Raw genomic sequence first — 25,799 nt, 5'->3', positions numbered from 1 at the left:
GACTAATCCCAAGCATCTGCAACAAATAAATAACCTTTACCCCAGACCGTTTTTATTCTTTTCGCCTTGCCTTGGCTATCGGAAACTTTGCGCCGTAAACCTGAAATGAGAACATCAATGCGCCGATCTAAACCGTCGTATTCCCAGCCTTTCATTTTTTTAAACACAGTATCACGATCAAGCACTTGACCCGCCGCACTTGCTAGTAACCACAATAGCTCAAACTCGGTGGTGGTTAAGGCCAGATCGTTTTGATGTAACTCCGCACGTTGCGATTGAGCATCTAATACCAGTCCGCCAAAACTAAGCTGCGACGTAACTTTTTTACCCTTTAACTGACATTGATCTTTATATTGTTGCAACTCGGTTTTAATCCGCGTTAATAAAGCACGTGGGCGAACCGGTTTAAGTAGGTAATCATTAGCACCCAACTCTAAGCCAAGTACTTCATCAAATTCATCATCGCGTGCGGTCAACATAATGATCGGTGCATCAAAAAAAGGCCTAAGCTGTTTGCACACTTGGTGGCCATCTAAACCCGGTAACATGAGATCAAGCAGTACCAAGTCCACTTGATGTTGTCGCACATAAGGCGCCACCTCATCCCCTCGCATTAAGTGAGCAGTTTGAAAACCTTTATTATCTAAATACTCGATGATCCATTGCGCTAAAGAAACGTCATCCTCAACCACCAAAATACGTGCTAACTCTTCCATTGCCACTCCCATTCAAACGTTTCACTCGTGCCAAATTAAAACAGGCGCCAACGACGTTTTTTGTGCTTAGTTTTATAGACCCAGCTGACTTCAACTTCCGTTTCTAGCACCACACGATTTGTATCTTTCACCACCAGCAAAAACTGAGTGGTTTGTTGCTTTGAAAAAGCCAGTCGATACCGCCCCGAAGACGTACCTTGCCAACAGCGAACTACAGTAAGCGCCTCTTTTTCAACTAAGCAGTAATCACCAACCACAGCCGTTTGCCAATCAAAGGCGACATCAGCTAAACATTGACGCCCTTCACGTAACGCCACACATTTTTCTGGTTTCACACTAATATAATCGGTACTTGGCAATGTTTTTGAGTAAGCAAGAGATGGCATAAAGCTCATTAAAGCGAACGCCATTAAAAATAAAAACAAGGGTTTAAAATACATACTTCACCCCTGCATAACCAATAACTCTTACATTACTGTTTGTTAAAGGGCTTTGTTTGATGCTACTGGACGCCACGCCAACTAAACCAGCTGAATAAAACACCCAGCTTTCACTAAGAGGGTATTCCGCCACGAACATGCCGTAGCCGCCAAAGGATAACCCTGGCTGGTAAGCGGGCCTAACGGCACTGACCTCATCAGCCGAGACACCGTAGTAATAATTGGCCATTTTAGCCGAATAAATATCAAACCCTACGCCACCGCGCAGGTCCCAATTGCCAGCAGGAACAGGACGACTTAAAACCGAGCGAACCATCCAAGACTGATGGGAGCGACCGAAATCAGTGACGATTTCGGTACTAAATTCAGCAAAATCATAATCACGTAAAAATTTAACTCCAAGATTAAAATCATCACTACGACTTTTTATTCCAGCTAGTGCAGGGCCCGCTTCTTTGGTGTAATAGTTGCCATTTTCATTAAAGCCAAGGGTATACGTACCGGCGACTAAATCGGCCTGCCATGTTTCACCTTGCCACAAGTGGTAGCCCATGATGGCCCCCCCGGGCAAATTACTGCGCTGAAGATCAAGGTAAAATTCTTTATACTCAATGGATAAGTTGGCATCAAAAAACCAACTTATTTTTTGCTCATCTTTAACATATAAAAAGTTATCGGTTAGATCAATCCCAGCGCCAACACTGGCGTCCCAGCGAAATTCATCCCAAAAGCCAAGTTCACCATTCGGCTCACCGGCATAAGAAAATGACATTGGCATGGCCAACAAAAACAGCCCAACCACCATCCATTGGTTTATATTCATAATGTCAATAATACCAAAACAAAATACCCTAATACCGCGATTATAAGGGAGAAGAATAATTAGTTCAGAGCTATTTAACTATAATTTTGTTAGAAATTGTAATGAGATAACCCCTTTACTGCCTTGCATCAGCAAACTAAGCATTATTTAACTTACAAATTATCACCAAAGCATAAAATACCCTGACAGAATATTTTTTCCATTGGCGTAATCTTTAAATCAACCCAAGGTAACCAATCAAAGGAAAAAATATGTCACGGATAATTCATTCACTACTGGCTTCAAGTTTATTATTGGCCTCACAGCAAAGTGTTGCCGACCTTGCTGAACCAGGGGTTGATTTTGTTTTAAACATCAACGGCGGCGGCGGTCAGGCCCAATCCCAAAGCAACACAGATAAAGATAACGCCATCACTAAAGACTTAAATAACGCAGGTAAAAAGCAAACTGCCGCTTCCGCTTTTGTACTGGGCAGACTTTCCTACACCCTCATGAATAAGAAGACGCAGTTCTTTTTGGGTAATAGCGAAGACAGTGTTGTGGTTGGTGATTTCAAAGCGGAATTAGGCATTAGCCAAGAATTTGATAATGGCACCATCGTCACACTCGCGTACATTCCAATGCTCGCGAAGTCAGAGGCTTGGAAGGATCCCTTTATTACTAATGTTAAGCGCACAACAACCGATGTTGAATCACAAGGTGCACGAGTCAGGTTTGAAAATCTATTTTCTCAACCACTCACTTTTGAGTACACATGGGCTGAGGCTAATTTTGAGCACGAACATAGCGGCCAGCATAACAGCCTAAACCTTTCTTCTCAGCAACAAGCATTACTTAAACGCGATGCGGATTATCATCAAGTATATCTAGATTATACCTACGCCCTTAATGAACAGTTCGCGATTCAACCCAGCGTAACCTTCACCCGTGGCGAGAGTGACGGTAAAGCCATGGCCTTTGATCAAGGCGAATTTCAGGCTTCATTCATTAGTCAACTTTCACCACAAAGTCAGCTGGTTAGTAGCTTGTCTTACAGCCAAGCGAGCTATGATAAGAGCCATCCCATTTTTAACAAAATAAGGGAAGATAAAAGCTTAGGCGCATTTCTTTTTTATAGTTACGCACAGCCTTTTAATTGGGATAACACAACTTTCACCGCCATGGCCTTTTATGGCCAACAAGACTCCAACATCAATTTCTATGACGAAGACGGCGCTGGTGCCTCAGTGGGTGTAGTGTATAGCTTCTAATAACATTAAGATTCAGTGCGAGCATTAAAGGCGCGCACTGAATCTTGATAGCAATGCCAAAGTAAAAAACATAATGCGCTAACATCTTGCTTGGCGCGATACTGCTGCGCCAATTCACGGGCGACTACTGTCAATAAGGGCAACGCCAACCTCTCACTTAACATTATAATTTTATTTGTATTTTCTTTAATCATTTGACCATCAACGACTTGTTCAGCTAATGACGCAAGATCGAATAAAGCTTCTGTCACCTGTGGGTTAGGTTGCATATTTTGATTTATCACTTGTTGTTTAATCATCTCCTCTTTGGCTGCGAGTAAAGGTACAGCAACCTCACTGGGCAGCTGTCCCTGTAGCATCAGCTCAAGCTGATAAGCGGAATCACTGGTATCACCGCGCGCTACGCCAGACAAAATACGTAATAAATCTTGTCGAGCAAAAGGCGACACCAACACCCCATCCGCCACAGCGCTGTACTGCTGTATTCGCGCTTCAGACCAATATTTGTCAACTAAGACAATCAAAGCGTCCGCGCTAAGCTCACTGTCTAATTGGGACAAGGTAGCTTCTTGTGTCGCCAAATCAACCAAAATCACATTGCCTTTTGTCTTACTTATTACAGTATTGAGCTCTGCGATATCACTTGCGGCACAAACACTTAGCCCCCACTCCGCCATATTCTCGAATTGACTCGATAACTTGTCGTGACTAAACCATACGACTGACCAAGACGCGACATCGACACTTAATACATGCTGTCCTAAAGGTAAAATTTTGTTTGCTAAGGTGGCTGGGCGATCTTTTTTCAAACCGACGCCATCGAGTAACCTTTGGTATTCTCTTTCTAGATCAAACTGCAACGAGCGTAATACTGCAGCCTGATTGGCAGTCGCCGTTCGCCACTGTAAATAAGAGAGCTCGTCAATTACCTGAGCTAAACAATCGACTGAGGGCTGCACGAGCTTACTTTGCTTCGTTTTATAGTCATCAAACTCTTGGGTAAGCCCTTGCAGTTGTTTTGGAAAATATTGGTTTAAATGCGCTATTTGCTGAGTTAACTGTTGATTTGTTTCTTTAAGCTCTAGCAAACCCAACTTTAATTGCCGCTTTTCTTGCTCAAGTACTGATAGCTTTTTATTCTCTCGTTGTTTTTGTTGCTGTAGCGCACTGAGCTTCTCATTCAACGCCTTTTGCTGTTGCTGTTGCCAATATAATGCATCCTTAATCGGCTTTATTTCTAATGGGTCTAATTCGCGATCAATAAATTGCGAGCCCTCATAAACAGCCGCTTCTATGCCTTGATAAGTAGATATTCGTACCTTTGCAGTCTTGATTATTTGCTGTTTTAGCTGATATATGCGCAATACACTCATTGCTAAAGCAAGTATTAGCAGTAGTCGCTCAAGGGATAGCTGCTGACCCACTAAGCTCAAGCCTGAATGTAGATCAAACCCCAGAGGCCAATCTAAATACAACCAAGGCTCGGGATACAAAACAGACAACAGCAATAACAACAAAAAGCAACTAAAGGTATAACCTAACCTTCTAGAAATCAGTTGCATAGTGCGCTCCATCAACCAGCAATAAAACAAGTATAGTCAGCTTAATTGGGCAAGCCCATTTAACCCTTATTTAGTTTGGGGTCGAATTAACTCACTACTGAGTTATGATGTGGGGAAATAACGTTGCGCGTGATGTGCCTATGAATAACACCTTAGAACAACTCAACTACGTCTCCTCATTTAGCCAGTTGCCAAATGTTTTTTATCAGCAAGTCACCCCTACACCATTGCAGCAACCGAAGTTAGTACACGCTAATGAAAATATTGCGGCATTATTAAACTTAGATATAAACGAACTGCAACGAGACGAGTTCATTCAACTGTTTTCAGGCAATACACTGCTCAACAACATGGCTCCTTTAGCGATGAAATACACCGGTCATCAATTTGGCGTTTACAATCCCGCTTTAGGCGATGGCCGCGGCTTATTATTGGCACAAGTGAAAAATGATAATGGCGTTATCTGGGACTTACACTTAAAAGGGGCAGGAAAAACACCTTATTCACGCCAGGGTGACGGTCGCGCGGTATTGCGATCAAGCATTCGAGAGTACTTGTGCAGTGAAGCGATGCACCATCTGGGCATTGCTACAACCCGCGCCCTATGCTTAATTGACAGCGAAGAGCCAGTTTGGCGTGAACGATTAGAAACGGGTGCCATTCTAGTTCGAGTCAGTGAAAGCCATATCCGCTTTGGCCACTTTGAATATCTGTACCACAGTAATCAACATCACCTATTGCCAGTGTTGGCCGACGCGGTGATCGCACAGCATTACCCTCACCTAGTGAACGAACCAGAGCCTTATTTGGCCTTATTTAAACAAGTAATAAGCACCACTGCCACGTTAATCGCACAATGGCAAGGGGTTGGCTTTTGCCATGGGGTGATGAACACAGATAATATGTCGATACTCGGGCAAACCTTTGATTATGGACCATTCGCCTTCCTTGATAGCTACCAAGCCGACTATATTTGTAATCATTCTGATTACGAAGGACGTTATGCCTTTAATCGCCAAGCCGACATAGCACTTTGGAACTTATCTGCTTTGGGCTATGCGCTAACGCCACTGATCTCAAAACAAGCCTTGAATGACGCATTAGCAGAATTTGAGCCGCAGCTAATCAGTCATTACCGTCAATTAATGCAAAGCAAACTGGGCCTTAGTGAACACCAAGAACAAGATGGCGAGTTAATTCGCCGCCTGTTTAATTTACTGGCCGCTAATCAAGTAGATTACACTTGTTTCTTTCGCCGCCTCGCTAACACTGTAGGGCCAGAACAAATGTATGATCTATTTGAAGACCAACGGGGCTTTAGTGAGTGGTTTGATACTTATACCCTAAGACTTAGCCAAGACAGCATGCCAGCTTCAACGCGCAAGCTCAGTATGCTAAGCCGCAACCCTAAGTATATTTTGCGTAACCATTTAGCCCAAGCCGCCATTGAGCAAGCAGAGCAAGGTAACTATAACGAAATTGCGCGGCTATTTGCCTTACTGCAACACCCTTTTGATGAGCAAATGGAACATCATCAATATAGCCTGCCACCCGTTAAAGGCGCGCAACAACGACCTCTAAGTTGTTCTTCTTAATAACTTATAATGAAAAAAATGATATAAGACAAGTAACGTAAGACTAAGTTTGCCTAACTGAGCAATTGTGAACATGCTTGAACATTTGCTTCGTGCTGGTTGAATCATGGCGAATAAATCGGCAAGGTGACTAAAAAATGGTTCAAAGGAGTTGAGCATGTTTTTTTCTATCTTCGTTATCATCAAAGTGATTACCATAATGGTATTAATTCATAAATTCTGGGTATTTGATAAACGTTTAAAGCCATTAACTTTATTTCAATTTTGGTTGCTCGCTATCACCAATTTTATTTATGTATTATGTCTACAAGACACGGTTTCTTTCACTCAAGCTTACCCGAGTCGGCTACACTAACCTTCATCACTGTTTAAAAAGGCCTATTTTTTAATAGGCCTTTTTTATATCACTAGCAGCCTCATTAATAGTAAATCCATTAATTAAATTGGCTCTATTCACTTTTGACGACAGCAAGCGCAAGCTCTCAATTTTATTCAATAGCAGCGCGAGATAAAATATCGCTTTCAAGAAAACAAAAGTAAAAATAAAAAATATAAAATCTTCATATTTACTAAATAACAGCAATCGGTTACGAAAAAACCGGTCAAAATACACACAACAAAAACCCACAAAAATACCACAAAACATTAACATAAATAAAACAAAGTGTGAGCCAGTTAGATTTTTAAGCCAAAAAACAATAGTTACCAAGCAGTTTCATCTAGATAAAATTAAAAACGCTGATATCGTTCATCAGGAAAATATATACATGAACCTGATTTAGATCAGTAAACACAAAGGCAAAGCCATTTTTAATGCACCACAAAGGATGCCAAAACATCAATGCATTTAACGTTTTTGTTTTTATTTAGAGGGATAATATGAATTCACAACAAGACCCAGTTGAAACTAAACCACCGGCGGAGCAAAGCAGCTATCAGCAAAAGCATAAACCCGCTAGTGAGTTTAATAGCCGCACCGAATACTTAGAGCACGAACTCGAAATTATGGAGCTAAAGCGCTGGAAATTAAATTTACCGTTTCGTGATTTTAGAATTGAGGTAGAAGATTGGGTACCCGCATTTGCCGCTACTATAGGTAAAATTGTGATGGTAACAGCCATGGTCGCAGCTTTTGCCAGTCAATTTAATTTATCGCCAGAATTTATTGTTGAAAACGTCCGCTATGAATTATTAATTGCTGGCGTACTGTTTGTGGTTTTATTTTCTGCATTAATTAACCCACTCACCAACCTTGCCGGTACACACGGCCCGATGATCCCATTAATTCCCTTAATTGCGGCAGCTGGAGGACATCCTTTAGCGTTAGGTATTATGGTGGGGATATTTGGATTACTACTCAGTGCCAGTAAAGGTGGATCTAAACTCGTCACCTTAACCGGTGAAGGCGTGCGCGGCGGCTTGCTAATTTACCTTGGCGCAATGGGGTTAGTGGGGCAAATCAAAAAGTTTGACCAATGGTCGGTCAGCATTGACCAAGAGCCGGTATTTTTTGTGGTGATCTTTGCCACTATTGTTATTTATGCTTATTTAGCAAAAATTCAAAAACGTTGGCTTGCCATTCCATTATGCTCGGCCATGGCCGGTATTATCGCTTACGCGATGGGCACGCCTTTTAGCTTTGTCACTGAGCCAGGTCTGCCCAACATGAGCCCATTTTATTGGTGGGGAGAAAATACTGGCTGGCAGATGGGCTGGCCTGAATTGCATCATTACATTGCCGTTATTCCCTTTGCCATTTTAGCGGTGGCAATGTGGTCACCCGATTTCTTAGGACACCGTGTATTCCAAGAGCTAAACTACCCTCGCAAGGCCCACAAGGTATTAATGAATGTGGATGACACTATGGCGGTATGTTCTGTTCGTCAAATTATCGGTGCTGGCTTAGGTGGTGGTAACTTAGCGTCATCTTGGGGTACTTATATGATCCCTGCCGCTATCGCCAAGCGCCCTATTCCAGGAGGCGCGGTGTTAACCGGTCTGGTTTGTGTGCTGGCCTCGGTGATTGGCTATCCAATGGACTTAGCCATGTGGGAGCCGGTATTACGCGTAGCACTATTAGTGGGCGTGTTCTTACCACTACTTGAAGCGGGCATGCAAATGGTACGCAGCGCGCAAAACTCGCAAAGTGCGGGTATCTGTATGTTCTCTTGCGCCCTAGTTAACCCAGTATTTGGTTGGGCATTGGCCATGCTGTTGGATAACCTTGGCTTAACCGGCGACAAAGAGCGCGCGGAATCCCTATCTTGGACTGATAAGCTAACTATCCCGCTTATCACTTTTATTATCTGTGTTGGCTCACTGGCACTAGTGGGTCAGCTGCCGGGCTTTCCTGCTCTAAAACAACAGACTTAACCACAATTTGATAACCCATTAATCCGAGGCGCAACGTCTCGGATTTTTTTATCTGCTTAAGCAGTATTACTTTCCAGCCAACACCAACAAAATTAGCCATACTTTTACGCCTTTACGGTTGTCAAATGCCTTAAATCCTGTTTTCATTGCTGCATTATTGTAGTGGGTCATCACGCTGCGAGCTTATCGCATTTTCTAGCGTTATCACCAAGCTGACAAATACCACTACGACAGCAATTCAATATACTGTTATTAAAGGAAATATTAATGGCACAGTTTATCTATACCATGAACCGCGTGGGCAAAGTCGTCCCCCCAAAACGCACTATTTTAAAAGATATCTCACTTAGTTTTTTCCCTGGCGCCAAAATTGGTGTGTTAGGTTTAAACGGTGCCGGTAAATCGACCTTACTGCGTATTATGGCCGGTGTAGACACTGAAATTGAGGGCGAAGCACGGCCCATGCCGGGCATTAAAATCGGTTACTTACCGCAAGAGCCTAAACTCGATTTAGATAAAACCGTGCGTGAAGTGGTAGAAGAAGCCGTTGCCGAAGTGAAAAATGCACTGGTGCGTTTAGATGAAGTGTACAACGAATACGCCCTTGAAAACGCTGATTTTGACGCCCTAGCTAAAGAACAAGGCGAGCTAGAAGCCATTATTCAAGCTCATGACGGCCATAATCTAGACAACCAACTAGAGCGCGCTGCAGATGCACTGCGTTTACCTGAATGGGACGCGCAAGTTAAGCACTTATCAGGTGGTGAGCGTCGCCGCGTGGCCATTTGTCGCTTGTTACTTGAAAAACCAGACATGCTGCTACTTGATGAGCCAACTAACCACTTGGATGCCGAGTCAGTGGCTTGGTTAGAGCGCTTCTTACACGACTATGAAGGCACAGTTGTGGCGATTACCCATGACCGTTACTTCTTAGATAACGTTGCGGGTTGGATCTTAGAGCTAGACCGTGGTTACGGCATTCCTTGGGAAGGTAACTACTCATCTTGGCTTGAGCAAAAAGATGCACGTTTACAACAAGAAGCGTCACAAGAAAAAGCGCGTCAAAAATCCATTGAAAAAGAATTGGAATGGGTACGCTCTAACGCCAAAGGTCGTCAATCTAAAAGCAAGGCACGTATGGCGCGTTTTGAAGAGCTTAATAACCAAGATTACGCCAAGCGTAATGAAACTAACGAGCTGTTTATCCCAACCGGTCAGCGCTTAGGCGATCAAGTAATTGATGTCACTAATCTGAAAAAATCCTTCAATGGCCGTGTGTTAATCGATGATTTGTCTTTCAGCATTCCAAAAGGCGCAATCGTGGGTATTATCGGCCCTAACGGTGCGGGTAAATCGACCCTGTTTAAGATGATCAGCGGTCAAGAGCAACCCGACTCCGGTGAAGTAAAACTCGGTGAAACAGTACAACTGGCGAGTGTTGACCAGTTCCGTGACCACATGGATAACAATAAAACGGTATTCCAAGAAGTCACCGGTGGCGGCGATATGATGATGGTAGGCAATATCCAAATTCCTAGCCGCGCCTATGTAAGCCGTTTTAACTTTAAAGGCACCGACCAACAAAAACGTGTTGGCGATTTGTCAGGTGGTGAGCGCGGTCGTTTACACTTAGCCAAACTATTGCAAACGGGCGGTAACGTATTACTACTGGATGAGCCAACCAACGACTTGGACATTGAGACCTTACGCGCGCTGGAAGATGCGTTATTAGAATTTGCTGGCTGTGCCATGGTTATTTCCCATGACCGTTGGTTCTTAGACCGTATTGCCACCCATATTCTTGATTACCGCGATGAAGGCCAAATCAACTTCTATGAAGGTAACTACACTGATTACGAAGCTTGGTTGAAGAAAACCTACGGCGCCGCAGCGGCTGAACCCCATCGTATTAAGTACAAGCGTATTTCATAGATAATTGCTGAAGTAGCACCTCATGTTATGCCCTAAGCGCCCTGCCCTGCAGGGCGTTTCTTTTTCGGCAAAGTCGCACAAAGCTCACATCTTAGTTATGCTTAAAAGCGCAGAGGATGATCTTGGGTAAAAAAAGCGCTAATCTGCTAGATATCGCTTAGGGAAGCGTCCCTAACAGCCATATTAACTACAGGAACAGATGTATGTCAGAGCGTAGAAAGTTTTCCCGCGTGGTATATGAAGCCAACGCATCAATCGAAGCCAGCGGACAGCATTGGCCTACTCGATTATTAGACTTATCGTTAAAAGGCGCACTTGTCGCGACTCCTGACAATTGGAATGAAGCCATCGGTAATGAGCTAATTTTGCATTTCACCTTAGTCGATACCAATATCGAACTCAGTATGAATGTCACCTTATGCCATCAACATGACGATCACTTAGGCTTAAAAACCACCAGCATCGACATTGAAAGCGCGACCCATTTAAAACGTTTGGTACAACTAAATGTCGGCGATGATGAATTGCTACATCGAGAGTTAGAACAGCTGGTCAAACAACAAGACTAACCTTTTATCTTTGGTTATGACTTTTTTGCTCGAGTCACATCGAGCAAACCACGCCGACCGAACGACTTGCAATAGCATTTACCGACTATTTCCAATGCTTATCCCCCTTATCGCGCCACTCAGTAAAATGTTGCTATTCAACGTCCTCTGATTCAGCAACGGCCTTAATAAAATCACCAGAATGTATCCGTTTATTCTGGTCAACTGGCCAGCAATAGCGATACAGCCACGCCTTAACAAGACTTGAGCCACGCCCTGCTGTTATCAATTCAACTTGTTTAAGCTCTCTAATATATTCGTGAGGTTGCGGGTTGGCTGATGTACACTCCTCATATTCATCAAGCAGACGTAATAACTTACAGGGATTATTCATCTTGTATACTTCACCTAACACCCAATCGTTGTCAGACTGGGCAACAACTAAACCGGGATAACTTGCTACCCAAAATAAGCGACCCGAAACACGCGCGTTACCCACATATTGGCTTTGCTGTTTGAGCAAATCATGGCGTTTTCCTGCTCGGCGTAACGAGCCATAGACAAAAACAAACTGACTTTGGTGATCCATTATGACCGCTCCCAACTAAACTCACCGTAAATGTAACAAACTTGTGGTGCTATAAAGGCAACACCACAATTATTAACAAAGCTATCAAATATACTGGTAAATTGTTTTTAGCCTGATCATTTTAATCTCTCAGATACCACAAAGGAACAAACATGGTAGAACACATAACCGGTATGCTGGCACTTATAGGGGTACTGTCTCTGTTATGCCAATGGGTGGGATGGAAACTGCGACTTCCAGCCATCTTACCTTTATTGTTGTGCGGCCTGTTACTTGGGCCCGGCTTAGGTTGGCTTCAGCCTGATGCCATTTTTGGTGATTTACTCTTTCCCATTATTTCATTAGGGGTGGCCGTTATTTTATTTGAAGGGGCGCTCACCCTTAATTTTAAAGAAATTAAAGAGCATGGTCGAATGGTGACCCATTTGGTTTCCATCGGTGTGCTGATCACTTGGGCTTGCGTCACTCCGGCAGCTTATTTTCTACTCGGTTTTGACTGGCCCATCGCCTTACTATTTGGCACGCTGGTGGTAGTAACAGGGCCAACAGTAATTGTCCCGATGCTGCGCTCAGTGCGGCCAAAATCAAACTTAGCCAGCATTTTGCGCTGGGAAGGCATAGTGATCGATCCTATCGGCGCGCTACTTGCCGTATTAGTGTTTGAATACATTACCGTTACCGCCGATCCCACCACTCATGTGATGGTCTCTTTAGGCCTAACCTTATTAATTGGCCTCGGTCTAGGTTCGCTGGGCGGATATGGCATAGGCATGGCCATAAGGAAAAACATCTTTCCACATTACCTACGCAATACAGCGGTACTGACTATTATGCTCGGTATTTTCGTTGGCTCCAATATCTTGCAAGAAGAGTCAGGCTTATTAACGGTTACTGTAATGGGCATTTGGCTTGCCAATATGCGCGCAGTAGACATCGCGGACATATTGGAATTCAAAGAAACACTGACTGTTTTATTGATCTCTGCCTTGTTTATTTTATTGGCTGCGCGATTAAACTCCGATGCCATGCTTAGCCTCGGCTGGTCTGGCCTAGGCGTGCTATTGGTGGTAATGATTATCGCCAGACCGCTGAGTGTTTGGATCTCTGGTATTGGGACCTCTCTCACCAGAGCCGACAAGTGGTTTTTAAGTTGGTTGGCCCCTCGCGGTATCGTTGCAGCCGCCATATCCTCTTTATTTGCCATTAAACTAGAGCAGCTTAATGTCGCAGGCTCAGAGTTAATTGTACCCTTAGTGTTTTTGATCATCATCGGCACTGTGGTAGTGCAGAGCTTAACGGCCGGGCGATGGGCTAAATTTCTCGGCGTTCAAGCTGGCTCCCCACAAGGGTTACTGATGTTTGGCGCGTCGAAATTTTCTAGAGAGCTGGCCATTATTTTACAAAACAAGAATATTCCCGTCGTGCTAACGGATACCAACTACGACAATATTCGCTTGGCTCGAATGCAAAACTTACCAGTGTATTTTGGTAATCCAGCCTCCGAGCATGCCGGCAACTACCTTGATTTAAACGGTATTGGCCGCGTACTGGTGATGTCACCCTATCGTCAACTCAATCCTTTAGTAAGCTTTCACTTTCAGGATCTATTCGGCATTAATAAAGTGTATGGCCTTAATAGCCGTGACAGCAGCAGTGCCAGACATCAGTTATCAGAGTCTTACCTTAAACGATTGTGTTTATTTGGTGAGAATATCACCTACGCCAAGCTAGCCAGTTTAATGGCAAAAGGCGCCATATTAAAAATCACCAGCATTACCGACAACTTTACCCATGAGCATTTTCGCCAGCGCTACGGTGAAACCGCGATCCCTTTGGTGTATATCACTAAAGAAAATAAAGTTAAGGTCATTTCAGAAACTGAAAATAACCAACAGCAAAATGATATTGAACTGATCAGTTTACTGCCCCTTGATGCCCAAGAGCACGCCATTCTACAACGTGCAAAAGAAGAAGCGGCAGAGCGAGAGGCCAAAGCAAAAGCGAAGGAAGAAGCTGAGCGAGCTAATGAAGCGATTAAGGAGCATGATCTCCTTAATGCTACTGCCGAATCTGAACTTCAAACCACCGCTAGCAAGGAAACTAAAACGGATAAAAATTAGTCACTACTGAAGAGGTATTCAAGTAACGTCTAGATACTTGGATATCTTTTTTGTGGCGTATATTTGATTTGTTAGGAGAAGGCAGCACTATTGCTAATGCGAAACGCTGGCTACATTCGTTACAGAATTAATGATGCCGCAATAAACCACATGACCCCAGCAATCACAAAATCGAGTACTCGCCATGACATAGGATTTACGAATAACGGCGTCAGTAAACGAGCGCCAAAACCCAAGGCAAAAAAGAACAATAAAGAAGCAGACATGGCGCCAAGGCCAAATAGCCATTTTTGCGCGCCGTATTGAGTCGAAATAGATCCCAATAAAATAACGGTATCTAAATAAACATGGGGATTAAGCCAAGTAAACGCAAGACAGGTTAATACCACCTTGCCAATGGAAAAGAAAGTCTCGGATGCAGGAGCTAATGTGCCAGCCTTGTTGTTAACGGCCGCCCAAAAACTTCGAGCGCCATAAATAATTAAAAACAGCGCTCCTGCATAACGGGCGAACAGCTCAATCCAAGGCGCTTGTTTCACCAATACACCAAACCCTGCCACGCCTAGCGCGATCAAAGCCGCATCAGATAATGCGCAGATAGCACACACTAATAAAACATGCTGCCCTTTAAGGCCTTGACGTAATACAAACGCGTTTTGTGAGCCGATAGCAATAATCAAGCTAAAACCCAATAATAACCCTGTAATAAAAATATCCACTTTTACCTCTAACATCACGTGAAAATCTATCTGTTGCAACAAGCTACAGCAGCAATATGCACAACGACATACGACAACTGAGTTAAAGTTAAATAAGATCTAATTCATCAATCCATACGTTATCCATATGTGAGATTCATAAATTTGCGTGATAGCAACTTAACCAAGGAGCTTAGATGACTTCCCCTTATGAGCTAACGATCTATTTTGATGGACTTTGTCCTTTATGTCATCGCGAAATGCAGCAAATTAAGCGACGTGACAAGCATAACCTTATTGCTTTAGTCGATATCAACCGAATTGATTTTGAAAAAAACTACCCGCACATAGACAGAAAGCACGCCAATGACATTTTACATGGCGAGCTAGCAAATGGCGCTATTCTACTTGGTTTAGACGTCACCCATAAAGCTTGGTCAATGGTGGGTTGTGGCAAGCTCACATCGTTGCTGCGAATGCCCTTAGTGAGACCTGTTGCCGACAAAGCCTATTTAGTGTTCGCTAAATACCGCTATAACATTTCGTTGCTACTCACGGGTAAAAAGCGCTTAGCTCAAAACGCCTGTGATGACGGCCATTGCATCACAAAAATTCGTTAACTGGGGCTTACTATGCCAAATCAACCGCAATATTGCGCCATCGTTATTGGTGCAAGTAGCGCCATTGCTCAGCAATTGATCATGCAACTTAGCAACGATGAGCAAATCCAAATTGTTTACGCCATCAGTCGTCAGCATACAAATCCAAAGATTGGCCCCAAGGTTGAGCCGCTGACTTGCGACAACTCAGAAGCCGCAATACTAGCGAGCTTAAAGCAAATTGATATTCACTTACCTATTCGTTATGTGTTTGTATGTAATGGCTTTCTCCATGGCAAACATGCAATAACCCAAGCCGAGATAACACCTGAAAAGCGCTTGGAAGATATAACCCCTGAAAATGTGTTAGCAGTTATGCAAAGTAACATGTTAGTGCCGCTAATGTGGCTAAAGCATTTAGTGCATCGATTACCGCCTAAACTAGAATCACACGTTGTGATATTTAGCGCACGGGTTGGTAGTATCCAAGATAACCAATTGGGTGGCTGGTACAGTTATCGCGCCTCAAAAGCAGCCCTTAACATGATGATAAAAAATGCAGCGATTGAGTATGGGCGACGACTCAAACAAGTGAAAATAATTTCATTTCATCCGGGGACAACCGATACGCCACTGTCTAGGCCATTCCAAGCCAATGTTGCCAAGGAGAAGTTATTCGCTGCTGAATTTGTTGCCACACAGTTGCTAAGCTTATTACCAAGCTATCCGCCTAATGGGCAAGCAAGTTTTATTGACTGGCAAGGACAAGCTATAGACTGGTAAGTCATTACATTAATTGGCAAAGACAGTCATTGCTAGGTAAGGCATCAACTGGCAAACCCCAACATAATAATAAAAATGCCCCAATACTTGGACAAACTATGCATTTTACTCAGCAAGACATTACAGATTTAGACAACCGCTATCGCGCCCACTTTATTAACTCGCTTTCGGGCTTTAAAAGTGCAAATTTGATCGGCACTTGCGATGCTAATGGCAATCATAATTTGGCAATTGTCAGTTCGGTATTTCACTTGGGCGCTAACCCTCCGCTAATAGGGATGATCATGCGTCCTCATAGCGTGCCTCGCCATACACTGGAAAATATACAAGCAACGAAGGTTTATACCATTAATCAAGTCAATGCTGATTTTTACCAACAAGCGCACCAAACATCGGCACGTTACGATAAAAATCAATCTGAGTTTGAGCAAGTGGGTTTACACCCAGAGTTAGGCCAGCAAATACTGGCCCCTTACGTGGCAGAAAGTGCCTTAAAAATGGGATTAAAGCTCATCAGCACCCAAACATTAGCCGTTAATGGCACTGAGTTGGTCATCGGGGAAATAATAGAAATAATGGTAGATGATGAAGCCATCACAAAAGATGGCTATGTGGATATCGAATTGCTGGATTGCGTCACAGTATCCGGTCTAGACAGCTATCATGTCACCTCAAGGCTGCAGCGCTTACCTTACGCAAAACCAAAATAAACATCGTTTCACACTTAACGAGATGTCACTGCAGTGCAGTGACATCACTTGCTAAAGCACTTCTAACGCATCACTCAGTTTTTTAACCCCAATTACTTCCATGCCTTCGATCGGTTTTTTTGGCACATTGGCAATAGGTACAATGGCGCGTTTAAAGCCGTGCTTAGCCGCTTCAATAATTCGCTCTTGGCCGCTGGGCACCGGGCGAATTTCACCTGATAGACCAACCTCACCGAACACGACTAATTCTTGCGATAGAGGTTGGTCACGAAAACTAGAAACCAGCGCCACCAACAAGGCCAAATCGGCACTGGTTTCAGCGACTTTCACCCCACCGACGACGTTTACAAACACATCTTGGTCGGCCATTTGTAAACCGCCATGACGATGCAATACCGCCAATAGAATAGCTAAACGGTTTTGTTCAGTTCCCACCGCCACGCGCCGTGGGTTGCCTTGCTGGGAATAATCAACCAACGCTTGAATTTCCACCAGCAGTGGCCGGGTTCCTTCCCAAATCACCATCACGACCGAGCCTGAAGTGTTTTCTTCGCCGCGAGATAAAAAGATGGCTGAAGGGTTACTCACTTCACGCATACCACGATCAGTCATGGCAAACACGCCCAATTCATTAACTGCGCCAAAGCGGTTTTTATGGCCCCGTAGGGTGCGATAGCGAGAGTCGGCATCACCATCAAGCATCACCGAACAGTCAATACAATGCTCAAGTACTTTTGGGCCCGCCAAAGAGCCATCTTTGGTCACATGACCCACCATAAAGATAGCGACGCCGGTTTGCTTAGCAAAACGCGTTAAATAAGCGGCGGCTTCACGCACTTGCGACACACTGCCCGGCGAGCTTTGCACATCTGCAACATGCATCACTTGAATCGAGTCAATCACCATTATTTGCGGTTTGACCTGCTCAGCTAAATGACAAATCGTTTCAACGCTGGTTTCTGACAGCATTTTTAATTTATCATTGGGCAGTCCTAGGCGATTCGCGCGCATCGCTACTTGTTGCAGTGACTCTTCACCCGTTACATAAAGCGCTCCCATGGTTTGTGCTAAATGACACATGGTTTGCAGTAACACAGTGCTTTTACCGGCACCTGGGTTACCACCAATCAAAATCGCACTACCCGGCACAATGCCACCGCCTAACACGCGATCAAGCTCTTTGAAGCCACTGCTAAAACGCGGCAAGTCCGCTAGTGAAATATCATTTAACACCTGAACTTTCGCTTGAGTGGCCCCACTGTAACCTTGATGACTGGTATTACGACTTCCTTTGGCCGGTGCTAAGCGTACTTCTGTGATGGTGTTCCACGCCTTACAATCATTGCATTGCCCTTGCCAGCGTGAAAATTCTGAACCACATTCATTACATACATAAGCGGTTTTTGCTTTAGCCATAAAGCCCTCTAACGTTGTTAAACCCGTTTTGCCGATTGTTCGGCATAATTTTTGTATCATACTACGCAATAATAAAAAAAAGCGACTGCCCCCAGTTGTCATAACGGGTAAAGTAAATAAGTAGTTTTAAACAACCAGTTTTCTCTGACTCTAGCGGCTAATCATACTTTCATGGATTTAAAAGACTACCAAGGTCAAATCGAACAATTATTGCCATTAATGCGCGAGTCTGATTTTAATGATCTACTCGATAGAATTTTATTTGGTGAAAGCACCAATGTGAAATTCTTAGTCAAAATGGAACTCAATCGGCTTAACGCCCCCTGTCAGCGCATCATAGATTTGCGTGATAAATACCCTGATGCCAAAGAATTTACCTTTGGTCAAAAGCGTCACTTTCTTGATGAAACGGCGATTAAAGCCTTTGAAAAATCATTAAAAAGATTCAACAACAGCTATACCATGGGGGTGTTTGAAGATGTGGTTAATCAAAAACGCGAATCCAAAAATACCGAGAAAATAAAAAAAGTTAAAGCGCTACTCCAAGCTGAGCACCTTAACCTACAACGCTCTAATGCCAGAGGTGCAGAGCGGATGCACTTTGCCATTCCTGTGCAATTTCTGACTCAAGATGGACAAGAGATAGCCGCAACGACGTCGGATATATCAACCACTGGCTTAAGAGTCAAAATAAGCCCTGAGCATCGCGTGCAAACAGGTACCGATGTGGGCATTATTTTTACTGGCTTACAAAAAGAATTTAGCGGTCCAGAACTCAGAAATCCTGTGCCCTACACTTTAGTTGGACAAGATAAAACCAAAGACCTTATTTGGCTTCGCCTCGCGCGAACTCAAGATCCGACTCGATTTGATAACTTTCTTGATGGCTTTATTAAGGGCAATAAGCATCGTTACAAAATTAATACCGACAACTTACTGCACTCAGTCACAACCAAAGGTTACGAACAGTATTACTTACCTTTGATGAAAGGGTTACCGCTATTTTTTAGTCACCATAGTGAGCCTAAGCTTGAAAGCGTGCTGTGTAATAGCCAAAACCTGCCCATATTAGAATACTGGCGTGATGAAAAGGGTGAAAATAGCCTTTCGCAACTGCTTAACCCAGAGCGAATAGCGTTGATTTTAAAACAGCCTCAAGATATTAAAGAAACCCTTATTTTTAGTTTTATTCATCATACCGAATGTAAAGCTTTTTTTATTGCCGCCAGTAAAGAAGAACTGCAGCAAAGTGGCCTTAAATCGTTATTTCTCTCTTTTGCATCGAGAAAATCCAGCTGGCGTGTGTATAAATTGCAGTTAACCGTCGCTGAGCCGACCATACTAAAACGCCAATTTAGTGAACATAGCCCACAAAACGTCTCTCGCATTGCCTTGGAAAAAGCCTTAGAAGTGCGTTACGTCGGCTGGCTAACCGATGTCACCATGGAGCAACATAAGCCGAGTTATCAATCTCTTGCCAGTGAAATAAAAAGTGCTAACCAGCTCAACCGTTTTGTTAGTAAAAAACAAACGCACTTTGAGCAATTGCCTTTTAAATTTGTTCAACAGCGCCAAGAGAAGCGCTATAACTATAATACCTTGGTAGAGCTCACCACTAAAGCAGGCGTGCTAGAAGGCAGTACCCAAGATTTTTCGCCTCGAGGATTAAAAATAGCCCTCACCCAAGCAGCCCAAGTCAAGAAGGGAGAAAAGGTACTGATTTCTCTACCCAAGTTGCAGAGCTTGACTAAAACCATGAACCTGTCGCGCATGGTATATCGTGTGGTAGGATTTAACCCTGCACGCACCATTGTTCATTTATGTGTTGGTAAACATGCAGAGTCTCATACCGGCACAGAATTTTTTAATCTACTGATTGAAAGTAACCCCGGCAAACTCAGTGAAGCAGTTGAAAAGCTGCCAAAACCCGGCTTAGAGCTCGCATTACGACATTTATGTTGCCACCATCTGTTATCTGCGGTTAATTTTATTGGTCGCCATCACGGCCATTTTGATGTAGGTAAACTGGCAATTAATGCTCAAGCCCATAGCCTTGCGCCGCTACTGAAAGCATTCAATAAAGAAAAGAACCAGTTCAACCTCACGCCTATTTTTGGTGATAAACAATTAGATGACTTAGTCGCCACGCGATTAAAAAACCTGCCGGGCAATGAAGCCAACCAACGCATTGAAATGTATATACATATTGATGATAGCGAAGAGCTAAAGGTCACTCGGTGTTTGGATGAAGACTTCTTTGATGACAGTGAGCGCAAAGCCTTTATTAACCATGCATTGCAGCATGGCCACTTTTACTCTCTGATTATTGATTTAACCCGAGTGGGTAAACCGGACATAGAATCGATTCAAAAAGAACTCGATTACATTGCTCATTATGCGATTCACAAAGCAAAACAGGTAGAAAACGAGCTATGGTCTATTTGCGCCATCGTAGAGCTGTTTGATTCAACTGTTGAAACCTTATATCGCTTTGGTCTGCGCGACCCACAGTCGTGATTGGCAGAGCAAATAGCCAACCAGTTATCAAACTGGCTGGCGGTCAACTTATGACCAAGCCGTATTCTGACTGGTGCTTAAAATGCAAAATGCCGCTTCTAAATCCAAATGATTAATAGAGACTGCTGCTTGCTCTTGCACCACAGGTTTGGCATGAATAGCGACACCCATCGCCGATGCGCCCAACATGATCAAATCGTTAGCGCCATCACCAATCGCCACTGTTTGCGTATTGCTAACACCATACTGTTGGCTTAACTCTCCTAAAATGCGTGCTTTAACTTGCGCATTAACAATTTCCCCCAACACTTTACCCGTCAATTTTCCATCGATAATTTCCAAGGTATTGGCAAATACTTGATCAAAACCTAAATTATCTTTTAATGCTTGAGCAAAGTAAGTAAAGCCGCCAGAGGCGATACAAACCTTCCACCCTGCTTGTTTTAGACCAGCCAATAAGTCCTTTAGGCCGGGCATTAACGGCATATTTTCAATCACTTGATTAAGAATATCTTCGTCTGCACCTTCAAGTAAGGCTACTCGACTACGCAGGCTTTCGTTAAAATCTAACTTGCCATTCATAGCTTGGGCTGTCACCGCTGATACTTGTTCGCCGACACCGTACAAGCGTGCAATTTCATCAATACATTCAATTTGGATCGTGGTTGAGTCCATGTCCATTAACACCACGCCCGGCTCAGCCAAAGTTGGGATATGATCAACAAAAGCAAAATCAAGTTGATGAGTTTGACAAAACTCTTGCACCAAAGCTTTCGTTCCTGCTGGCGCGTTAGCTAAGGCAAGGCGAACAACAGTAGTACCCAATAAGTTTTTAGGCCCATAGGCATAAATACCTTCAACTTGATTTTGTAATAGGATCTTAGTGAACTGACTCAAAATCGGGCTAGTCAATGTGCGGCCCATTAATACTAACTGCTTCGCGGGCTGCACTGACACTTGAGTAACAGCACAAGCACCTTGAGGTTCAAACAATAGCGCATCAAATGCCCCAACTTGCTCAATTAACAATGCCTTCCATTGTATAAGACTCTCTGGCAATTGGGTCACTTTGACTTCATGTAACTTTTGCACAATACTTCCTGATTTTTCATTAAAATTAATTGCGCTCAAGATAGCTATTGCGTTTTACCTTTGCAAGTACCAATCTTAGTGTGTTTATTGGTTAGGAGTCTTTTGTTCATGACACTAAATGCAAAACTACCTCGCTTGCTTATTTGGCGAACGCTACAACTAATTGTTGCTGTTGGCTTAATCGGTTACCTCGCCTATCTAACGACTAATTTACAGGTACTCGCAGATAAAAACCGTATCGAGCAAACTCAGCGTTTTGGCTATACCTTAACCAGCCGAGCAGCGAATGATGCCGCTCGTTATCTTGAAGCAGAAGACAATGAAGAGCTGTTGCGCCTAGTTGACGGCCTATCCCATGACCCCTTGGTTAGAGATGTAACCATTTACAATGCCTTTGGTGTGGTATTACACCAATCTGCCGATGCATTACCACTCGATTTAGTGCTTAACCTATCACCGAAAACAACCTCAGCAGATGCACGTGAGATAGCCCAAAACCGTATTCCTTATATTGCTGAGTTATTTAAAGAAAGTACAAAGATAGGCTATCTAAGGGTGACCCTAGAACAAGGTAAAATATTAGCGGTGATGAACGACTACCAACAAAAAGCCAATGAACTACTCAAAACCATGTTAGTAGTCGCCCTTCTAATTGGCTTTTTACTGACCCGCTCACTATCGAAAAAACGCCATTGGTGGCAACAACTGATGTACAAATCAAAACAACAGCAAAACGATTCCGCTTCATCGCCGTAACGAGCAATTTTAAAACCAAAAAAATCCAAGCCAAGGCTTGGATTTTTTATATTACAAACAAAAAATTGCTTATAAACTTAAGCGCTTAGCTAGCGACTTGTACTGATCTGCAACAGTACGGCCAAACAATGGGTCTTCTTGCGGATCATGGTGCCAATTTTGCTCAAGATGACGCCAATCATCGGCACTTAAGCTGGCTTTAATCGCAGGTAAAATTTCAACTTCTTCGTAATCAAGATGCGCTTTTTGCAAATTAACAAACTGTTGTAACTTTTCAATGATGTCATCACGAGACACGATAGCATCGAGTAAAATACTGTCTATCATCTCTTTTAGCTCGGCACTAATAATCTCTAAGTGCTGATGCTCATCATGTAAGCGATTAGCTACACTGTCATCAACAACCCGGTATTTAAGATAGTATTCGTAAATACGGTCTTCGAGGGGGTGATGAAACTTTCCAGAATAAGTTTGTAAATAAGAAACAATGTCTCTCACTAAGCGGTAGTCCACTTCATCCTCAAGCTTAATTCTACTGAGCTTATCTGTTAGCACGTTGAGTAACTTGGCAATATTCTTATGATCGTTATGTATGATACTTAACACGACTGCGTCCTTATGCTTATCCTTGAAAATCCACTCTATCAAGGGCTTGGGCAAAATAATTTGATATAAAGCATTACAGCTAACTGTTACTAGAAAATTACAAATAACCTTATGATACTAGTCGATTAATATTTTATCGCCAAGTAATTATGGCAATTCTGGTTGCCAATTAATTGGCGCCAACCCCTGCTGCTTTAATCGTTCATTGGTTGCCGAAAAATGACCACAACCAAAGAAGCCTCGATGCGCGGATAAAGGTGAAGGGTGCGGCGCTTTTAACACGTGATGGCGCGCGGTATTGATCATGGCACCTTTTTTTTGCGCATGAGCGCCCCACAGCAAAAATACAACCCCTTCACAATGAAGATTAATTTGCTCTATCACCTTATCGGTAAATAGCTCCCAACCGCACTTAGCGTGGCTATGGGCTTTACCCGCCTCAACAGTCAGCACAGTATTGAGCAATAACACACCTTGACTAGCCCAGCTTTGTAAAAAGCCATGACTAGGAATGACAAAGCCCGGTATATCATTTTGTAGCTCTTTGTAAATATTAACTAATGATGGCGGCGTTTTAATGCCCGGTAATACTGAAAAACATAAACCATGAGCTTGATTGGGGCCGTGGTAAGGGTCTTGACCAATAATAACCACTTTAACATCAGACAATTCAGTTAATTTAAACGCATTAAACACCTCATGCTGAGGAGGATACACAACCTTGCCTAAATCTCGCTCAGCTTTAACAAAAGACATTATTTGCTGAAAGTAAGCTTGTTCTTTTTCTACACCTATCACTTCAGCCCACGTTTTATGCAGCGCCATGAGTGCTTCCTTTTTGGTTAGCTAACCTACTCAGTTAGCTGATAATAAGTCATAAACCTAGAATAACACCGTTTATACCCGCTATAAACAACACACAAATATGTAATTAAATTACGTTAATAAATTACAAAATAGTTTTTGAGACCGTGCCATCTCCACACAGCGGCCACAATAGCTAAAATAGATATTTCATTGATTTAGATCAAAGAACTAAAAGCAAAAATACCACCTTAGGGGTATTAAATTGATTTACATCAAGATGCGAGCTGCCTATAATAGTTCATAGATTAACCAAGGAATAAAAGTTCTTTAATTTCATTTATGTCCTTTTATTTCAAAATTTCTACCTTAAATGGAGCTTGACTATGACAGTTGGTGTGCAAATTACTAAAGCAAATAATGCCTCTTTGATTAACTCATTTTGGTTGTTAGATGAAGCAAAACAAGAAGCACGTTGCCTTTGTGTAAAAGACAATGCTTACGCGGAAGACCAAGTTGTTGCGTTAAATGATTTGGGTGATATCGAATACAAAGAAGTGCCAGTGCAGGTTGCACCGCTACAAGAAGGTGGTCAGCACCTAAACGTAAACGTGTTAAAGCGTGAAACATTGGAAGATGCGATTGCTCATCCAGAAAAATACCCACAACTGACTATTCGCGTATCAGGCTATGCAGTACGTTTTAACTCGTTAACAAAAGAGCAACAACAGGATGTGATCACGCGTACTTTCACTGAAAGCCTATAATATCGGGGTTTCAGCCTCCATTGAGCCATGGAGAGTTGCAATAAAAAGGGCGCATAGCGCCCTTTTCCATTTCTGTATCCAGACTATGATTTTTTCTCAGGCCTTTTTCTAATTAGCCCTTCTTGAATGGTTGACGCAACAAGCAAACCCTCACGGTTAAAAATTTTCCCCCGCACTAAGCCCGTCCCACCTGCAGCGGCTTGACTATCAATTTCATAAAGTAGCCATTCATCAAAGCGAAATTCATGATGAAACCACATCGAATGATCAATAGTAACCACTTGCATCTGCGGTGAAAAAAATGACTCGCCATGGGGATACAACGCAGTGGGTAAAAAGTTAAAGTCTGACGCATAAGCCAATAAATACTGATGTACCCGTAAATCGTCTGGCATCGCGCCACGTGCTTTCATCCATACCGCTCGCTTAGGCTCAGATACTTCAGGAGCCAAGGGATTGACCATTTTTACTGGACGGATTTCAATAGGCCGATCGCAAATAAATTTCTCACGAATATATTCAGGTAGTAGCTCACGATGTTTCAACGCAAAATCTTGTTCCGACTCAAGCTCTTCTGGCGCAGGAACATCTGGCATTTTATCTTGATGTTCAAAACCGCGTTCGGGCACTTTGAAGGAGGCCGTCATATAGAAAATGTCTTTACCATTTTGAATAGCCTTGATCCGGCGAGTGGAAATAGTACCGCCGTCTCGAATCGCTTCTACATCATAAACAATCGGTTGATTTACATCTCCCGCCAACAAAAAGTAGCAATGTAGCGAGTGTACTTTACGCTGCTCTTCTACTGTTTCTTTCGCAGCAGACAAGGCCTGCCCTAAAACCTGACCACCAAACACCGCACCAAACCCTAAGTCTTGGCTCTGGCCACGGTATAGTGTGTTTTCAATACGCTCAAGCTGAAGTTGAGAGAGCAAATCGGTTAATACTTTACTCATGTGATGACCTGCTGTTGAAAAAGTTGCCCATGATAGGCATATACCCAAACGACTGCAACATGCGAGTGTCGCGAGTATTGTTAGGGCGCGAGGCAAAACAATAATTTGAGGGTGCCATAGCACTAAGTTAACCCGAAATAGGCATAA

At 43.2% G+C, this 25,799-nt stretch carries 24 protein-coding genes; 13 read left to right on the top strand and 11 right to left on the bottom strand.

What is annotated here, in order from left to right:
- Window positions 1-2 precede the first annotated feature (2 nt).
- The 3 genes from K6Y31_RS06585 to K6Y31_RS06575 are packed head-to-tail and all read right to left on the bottom strand — an operon-like array spanning window position 3 to window position 1,979.
- A complete protein-coding gene (locus tag K6Y31_RS06585; protein ID WP_233052013.1) occupies window positions 3-716 on the bottom strand; it encodes a response regulator in 714 nt (237 codons plus the stop codon).
- 35 nt (window positions 717-751) lie between these two features.
- Window positions 752-1,156, bottom strand: a complete 405-nt coding sequence (locus tag K6Y31_RS06580) for a DUF3019 domain-containing protein (protein WP_233052012.1) — start codon at window positions 1,154-1,156, stop codon at window positions 752-754.
- On the bottom strand, window positions 1,146-1,979 hold the full coding sequence (locus tag K6Y31_RS06575; protein ID WP_233052011.1) for a MipA/OmpV family protein: 834 nt from the start codon (window positions 1,977-1,979) through the stop codon (window positions 1,146-1,148). The genes K6Y31_RS06580 and K6Y31_RS06575 overlap by 11 nt, the downstream gene beginning before the upstream one ends.
- Before the next feature lie 251 nt (window positions 1,980-2,230).
- On the opposite strand from K6Y31_RS06575, the gene K6Y31_RS06570 reads away from it, so the two are divergent.
- Window positions 2,231-3,229, top strand: a complete 999-nt coding sequence (locus tag K6Y31_RS06570) for a DUF2860 family protein (protein ID WP_233052010.1) — start codon at window positions 2,231-2,233, stop codon at window positions 3,227-3,229.
- A 5-nt stretch (window positions 3,230-3,234) separates the two neighbouring features.
- Here the strand turns inward: K6Y31_RS06570 and K6Y31_RS06565 are convergent, their stop codons facing one another.
- The gene (locus K6Y31_RS06565; protein ID WP_233052009.1) at window positions 3,235-4,791 is read right to left on the bottom strand and encodes a hypothetical protein; all 1,557 of its coding nucleotides are present in this window, start codon (window positions 4,789-4,791) and stop codon (window positions 3,235-3,237) included.
- Between the two features lie 140 nt (window positions 4,792-4,931).
- Between K6Y31_RS06565 and K6Y31_RS06560 the strand changes: the two genes are divergently transcribed.
- The 5 genes from K6Y31_RS06560 to K6Y31_RS06540 all read left to right on the top strand — a co-directional run bounded on the left by K6Y31_RS06560 (window position 4,932) and on the right by K6Y31_RS06540 (window position 11,260).
- Window positions 4,932-6,386, top strand: a complete 1,455-nt coding sequence (locus K6Y31_RS06560) for a protein adenylyltransferase SelO (protein ID WP_233052008.1) — start codon at window positions 4,932-4,934, stop codon at window positions 6,384-6,386.
- 157 nt (window positions 6,387-6,543) lie between these two features.
- On the top strand, window positions 6,544-6,741 hold the full coding sequence (locus tag K6Y31_RS06555) for a hypothetical protein (RefSeq protein ID WP_233052007.1): 198 nt from the start codon (window positions 6,544-6,546) through the stop codon (window positions 6,739-6,741).
- A 524-nt stretch (window positions 6,742-7,265) separates the two neighbouring features.
- Window positions 7,266-8,759 (top strand): DUF3360 family protein, encoded by a 1,494-nt coding sequence (locus K6Y31_RS06550; protein WP_233052006.1) that lies wholly within the window; start codon window positions 7,266-7,268, stop codon window positions 8,757-8,759.
- A 267-nt stretch (window positions 8,760-9,026) separates the two neighbouring features.
- Window positions 9,027-10,691, top strand: a complete 1,665-nt coding sequence (gene ettA, locus K6Y31_RS06545; protein WP_232801851.1) for an energy-dependent translational throttle protein EttA — start codon at window positions 9,027-9,029, stop codon at window positions 10,689-10,691.
- 203 nt (window positions 10,692-10,894) lie between these two features.
- Entirely contained in the window at window positions 10,895-11,260 is a 366-nt protein-coding gene (locus tag K6Y31_RS06540) for a PilZ domain-containing protein (RefSeq protein ID WP_233052005.1), read from the top strand.
- A gap of 133 nt (window positions 11,261-11,393) precedes the next feature.
- Here K6Y31_RS06540 and K6Y31_RS06535 read toward each other — a convergent pair whose 3' ends face one another.
- A complete protein-coding gene (locus K6Y31_RS06535; protein WP_233052004.1) occupies window positions 11,394-11,828 on the bottom strand; it encodes a gamma-glutamylcyclotransferase family protein in 435 nt (144 codons plus the stop codon).
- Between the two features lie 152 nt (window positions 11,829-11,980).
- On the opposite strand from K6Y31_RS06535, the gene K6Y31_RS06530 reads away from it, so the two are divergent.
- Complete coding sequence (locus tag K6Y31_RS06530; RefSeq protein ID WP_233052003.1) at window positions 11,981-13,948, top strand: cation:proton antiporter; 1,968 nt, start codon at window positions 11,981-11,983, stop codon at window positions 13,946-13,948.
- Window positions 13,949-14,067: 119 nt separating this feature from the next.
- Here the strand turns inward: K6Y31_RS06530 and K6Y31_RS06525 are convergent, their stop codons facing one another.
- Window positions 14,068-14,682 carry a LysE/ArgO family amino acid transporter gene (locus K6Y31_RS06525; RefSeq protein ID WP_233052128.1) on the bottom strand — a complete coding sequence of 205 codons (615 nt, stop codon included), beginning with the start codon at window positions 14,680-14,682 and terminating at the stop codon, window positions 14,068-14,070.
- A gap of 161 nt (window positions 14,683-14,843) precedes the next feature.
- On the opposite strand from K6Y31_RS06525, the gene K6Y31_RS06520 reads away from it, so the two are divergent.
- The 3 genes from K6Y31_RS06520 to K6Y31_RS06510 all read left to right on the top strand — a co-directional run bounded on the left by K6Y31_RS06520 (window position 14,844) and on the right by K6Y31_RS06510 (window position 16,738).
- Window positions 14,844-15,266 carry a thiol-disulfide oxidoreductase DCC family protein gene (locus tag K6Y31_RS06520; protein ID WP_233052002.1) on the top strand — a complete coding sequence of 141 codons (423 nt, stop codon included), beginning with the start codon at window positions 14,844-14,846 and terminating at the stop codon, window positions 15,264-15,266.
- Window positions 15,267-15,278: 12 nt separating this feature from the next.
- Window positions 15,279-16,028, top strand: a complete 750-nt coding sequence (locus K6Y31_RS06515; RefSeq protein ID WP_233052001.1) for an SDR family NAD(P)-dependent oxidoreductase — start codon at window positions 15,279-15,281, stop codon at window positions 16,026-16,028.
- Between the two features lie 98 nt (window positions 16,029-16,126).
- Window positions 16,127-16,738: a flavin reductase family protein gene (locus tag K6Y31_RS06510; protein ID WP_233052000.1), complete on the top strand. Its 612-nt coding sequence runs from the start codon at window positions 16,127-16,129 to the stop codon at window positions 16,736-16,738.
- A gap of 51 nt (window positions 16,739-16,789) precedes the next feature.
- On the opposite strand, the gene radA is transcribed toward K6Y31_RS06510, so the two are convergent.
- Entirely contained in the window at window positions 16,790-18,154 is a 1,365-nt protein-coding gene (gene radA, locus K6Y31_RS06505; protein ID WP_233051999.1) for a DNA repair protein RadA, read from the bottom strand.
- A 171-nt stretch (window positions 18,155-18,325) separates the two neighbouring features.
- Here radA and K6Y31_RS06500 point away from each other — a divergent pair, with 171 nt between their 5' ends.
- On the top strand, window positions 18,326-20,671 hold the full coding sequence (locus K6Y31_RS06500; protein ID WP_233051998.1) for a PilZ domain-containing protein: 2,346 nt from the start codon (window positions 18,326-18,328) through the stop codon (window positions 20,669-20,671).
- Window positions 20,672-20,719: 48 nt separating this feature from the next.
- On the opposite strand, the gene serB is transcribed toward K6Y31_RS06500, so the two are convergent.
- Entirely contained in the window at window positions 20,720-21,763 is a 1,044-nt protein-coding gene (gene serB / locus K6Y31_RS06495) for a phosphoserine phosphatase SerB (protein WP_233051997.1), read from the bottom strand.
- A 108-nt stretch (window positions 21,764-21,871) separates the two neighbouring features.
- On the opposite strand from serB, the gene K6Y31_RS06490 reads away from it, so the two are divergent.
- Complete coding sequence (locus K6Y31_RS06490) at window positions 21,872-22,519, top strand: AhpA/YtjB family protein (protein WP_233051996.1); 648 nt, start codon at window positions 21,872-21,874, stop codon at window positions 22,517-22,519.
- A 69-nt stretch (window positions 22,520-22,588) separates the two neighbouring features.
- Here K6Y31_RS06490 and K6Y31_RS06485 read toward each other — a convergent pair whose 3' ends face one another.
- Window positions 22,589-23,125, bottom strand: a complete 537-nt coding sequence (locus tag K6Y31_RS06485; protein WP_233051995.1) for a hemerythrin domain-containing protein — start codon at window positions 23,123-23,125, stop codon at window positions 22,589-22,591.
- Window positions 23,126-23,272: 147 nt separating this feature from the next.
- Window positions 23,273-23,950, bottom strand: a complete 678-nt coding sequence (gene ung / locus K6Y31_RS06480) for a uracil-DNA glycosylase (protein ID WP_233051994.1) — start codon at window positions 23,948-23,950, stop codon at window positions 23,273-23,275.
- A 365-nt stretch (window positions 23,951-24,315) separates the two neighbouring features.
- Between ung and grcA the strand changes: the two genes are divergently transcribed.
- Window positions 24,316-24,696 (top strand): autonomous glycyl radical cofactor GrcA, encoded by a 381-nt coding sequence (gene grcA, locus K6Y31_RS06475; protein ID WP_233051993.1) that lies wholly within the window; start codon window positions 24,316-24,318, stop codon window positions 24,694-24,696.
- A gap of 83 nt (window positions 24,697-24,779) precedes the next feature.
- Here grcA and tesB read toward each other — a convergent pair whose 3' ends face one another.
- Window positions 24,780-25,652: an acyl-CoA thioesterase II gene (tesB, locus tag K6Y31_RS06470; protein ID WP_233051992.1), complete on the bottom strand. Its 873-nt coding sequence runs from the start codon at window positions 25,650-25,652 to the stop codon at window positions 24,780-24,782.
- Window positions 25,653-25,799: the final 147 nt, after the last annotated feature.

The organism is Motilimonas cestriensis (assembly GCF_021295315.1).
In the GTDB taxonomy this organism is placed as follows: Bacteria; Pseudomonadota; Gammaproteobacteria; order Enterobacterales; family CBDFNC01; genus Motilimonas; species Motilimonas cestriensis.
Note: the sequence above shows the minus strand (reverse complement) of the source record. Positions and strands in the feature narration are given on the sequence as shown.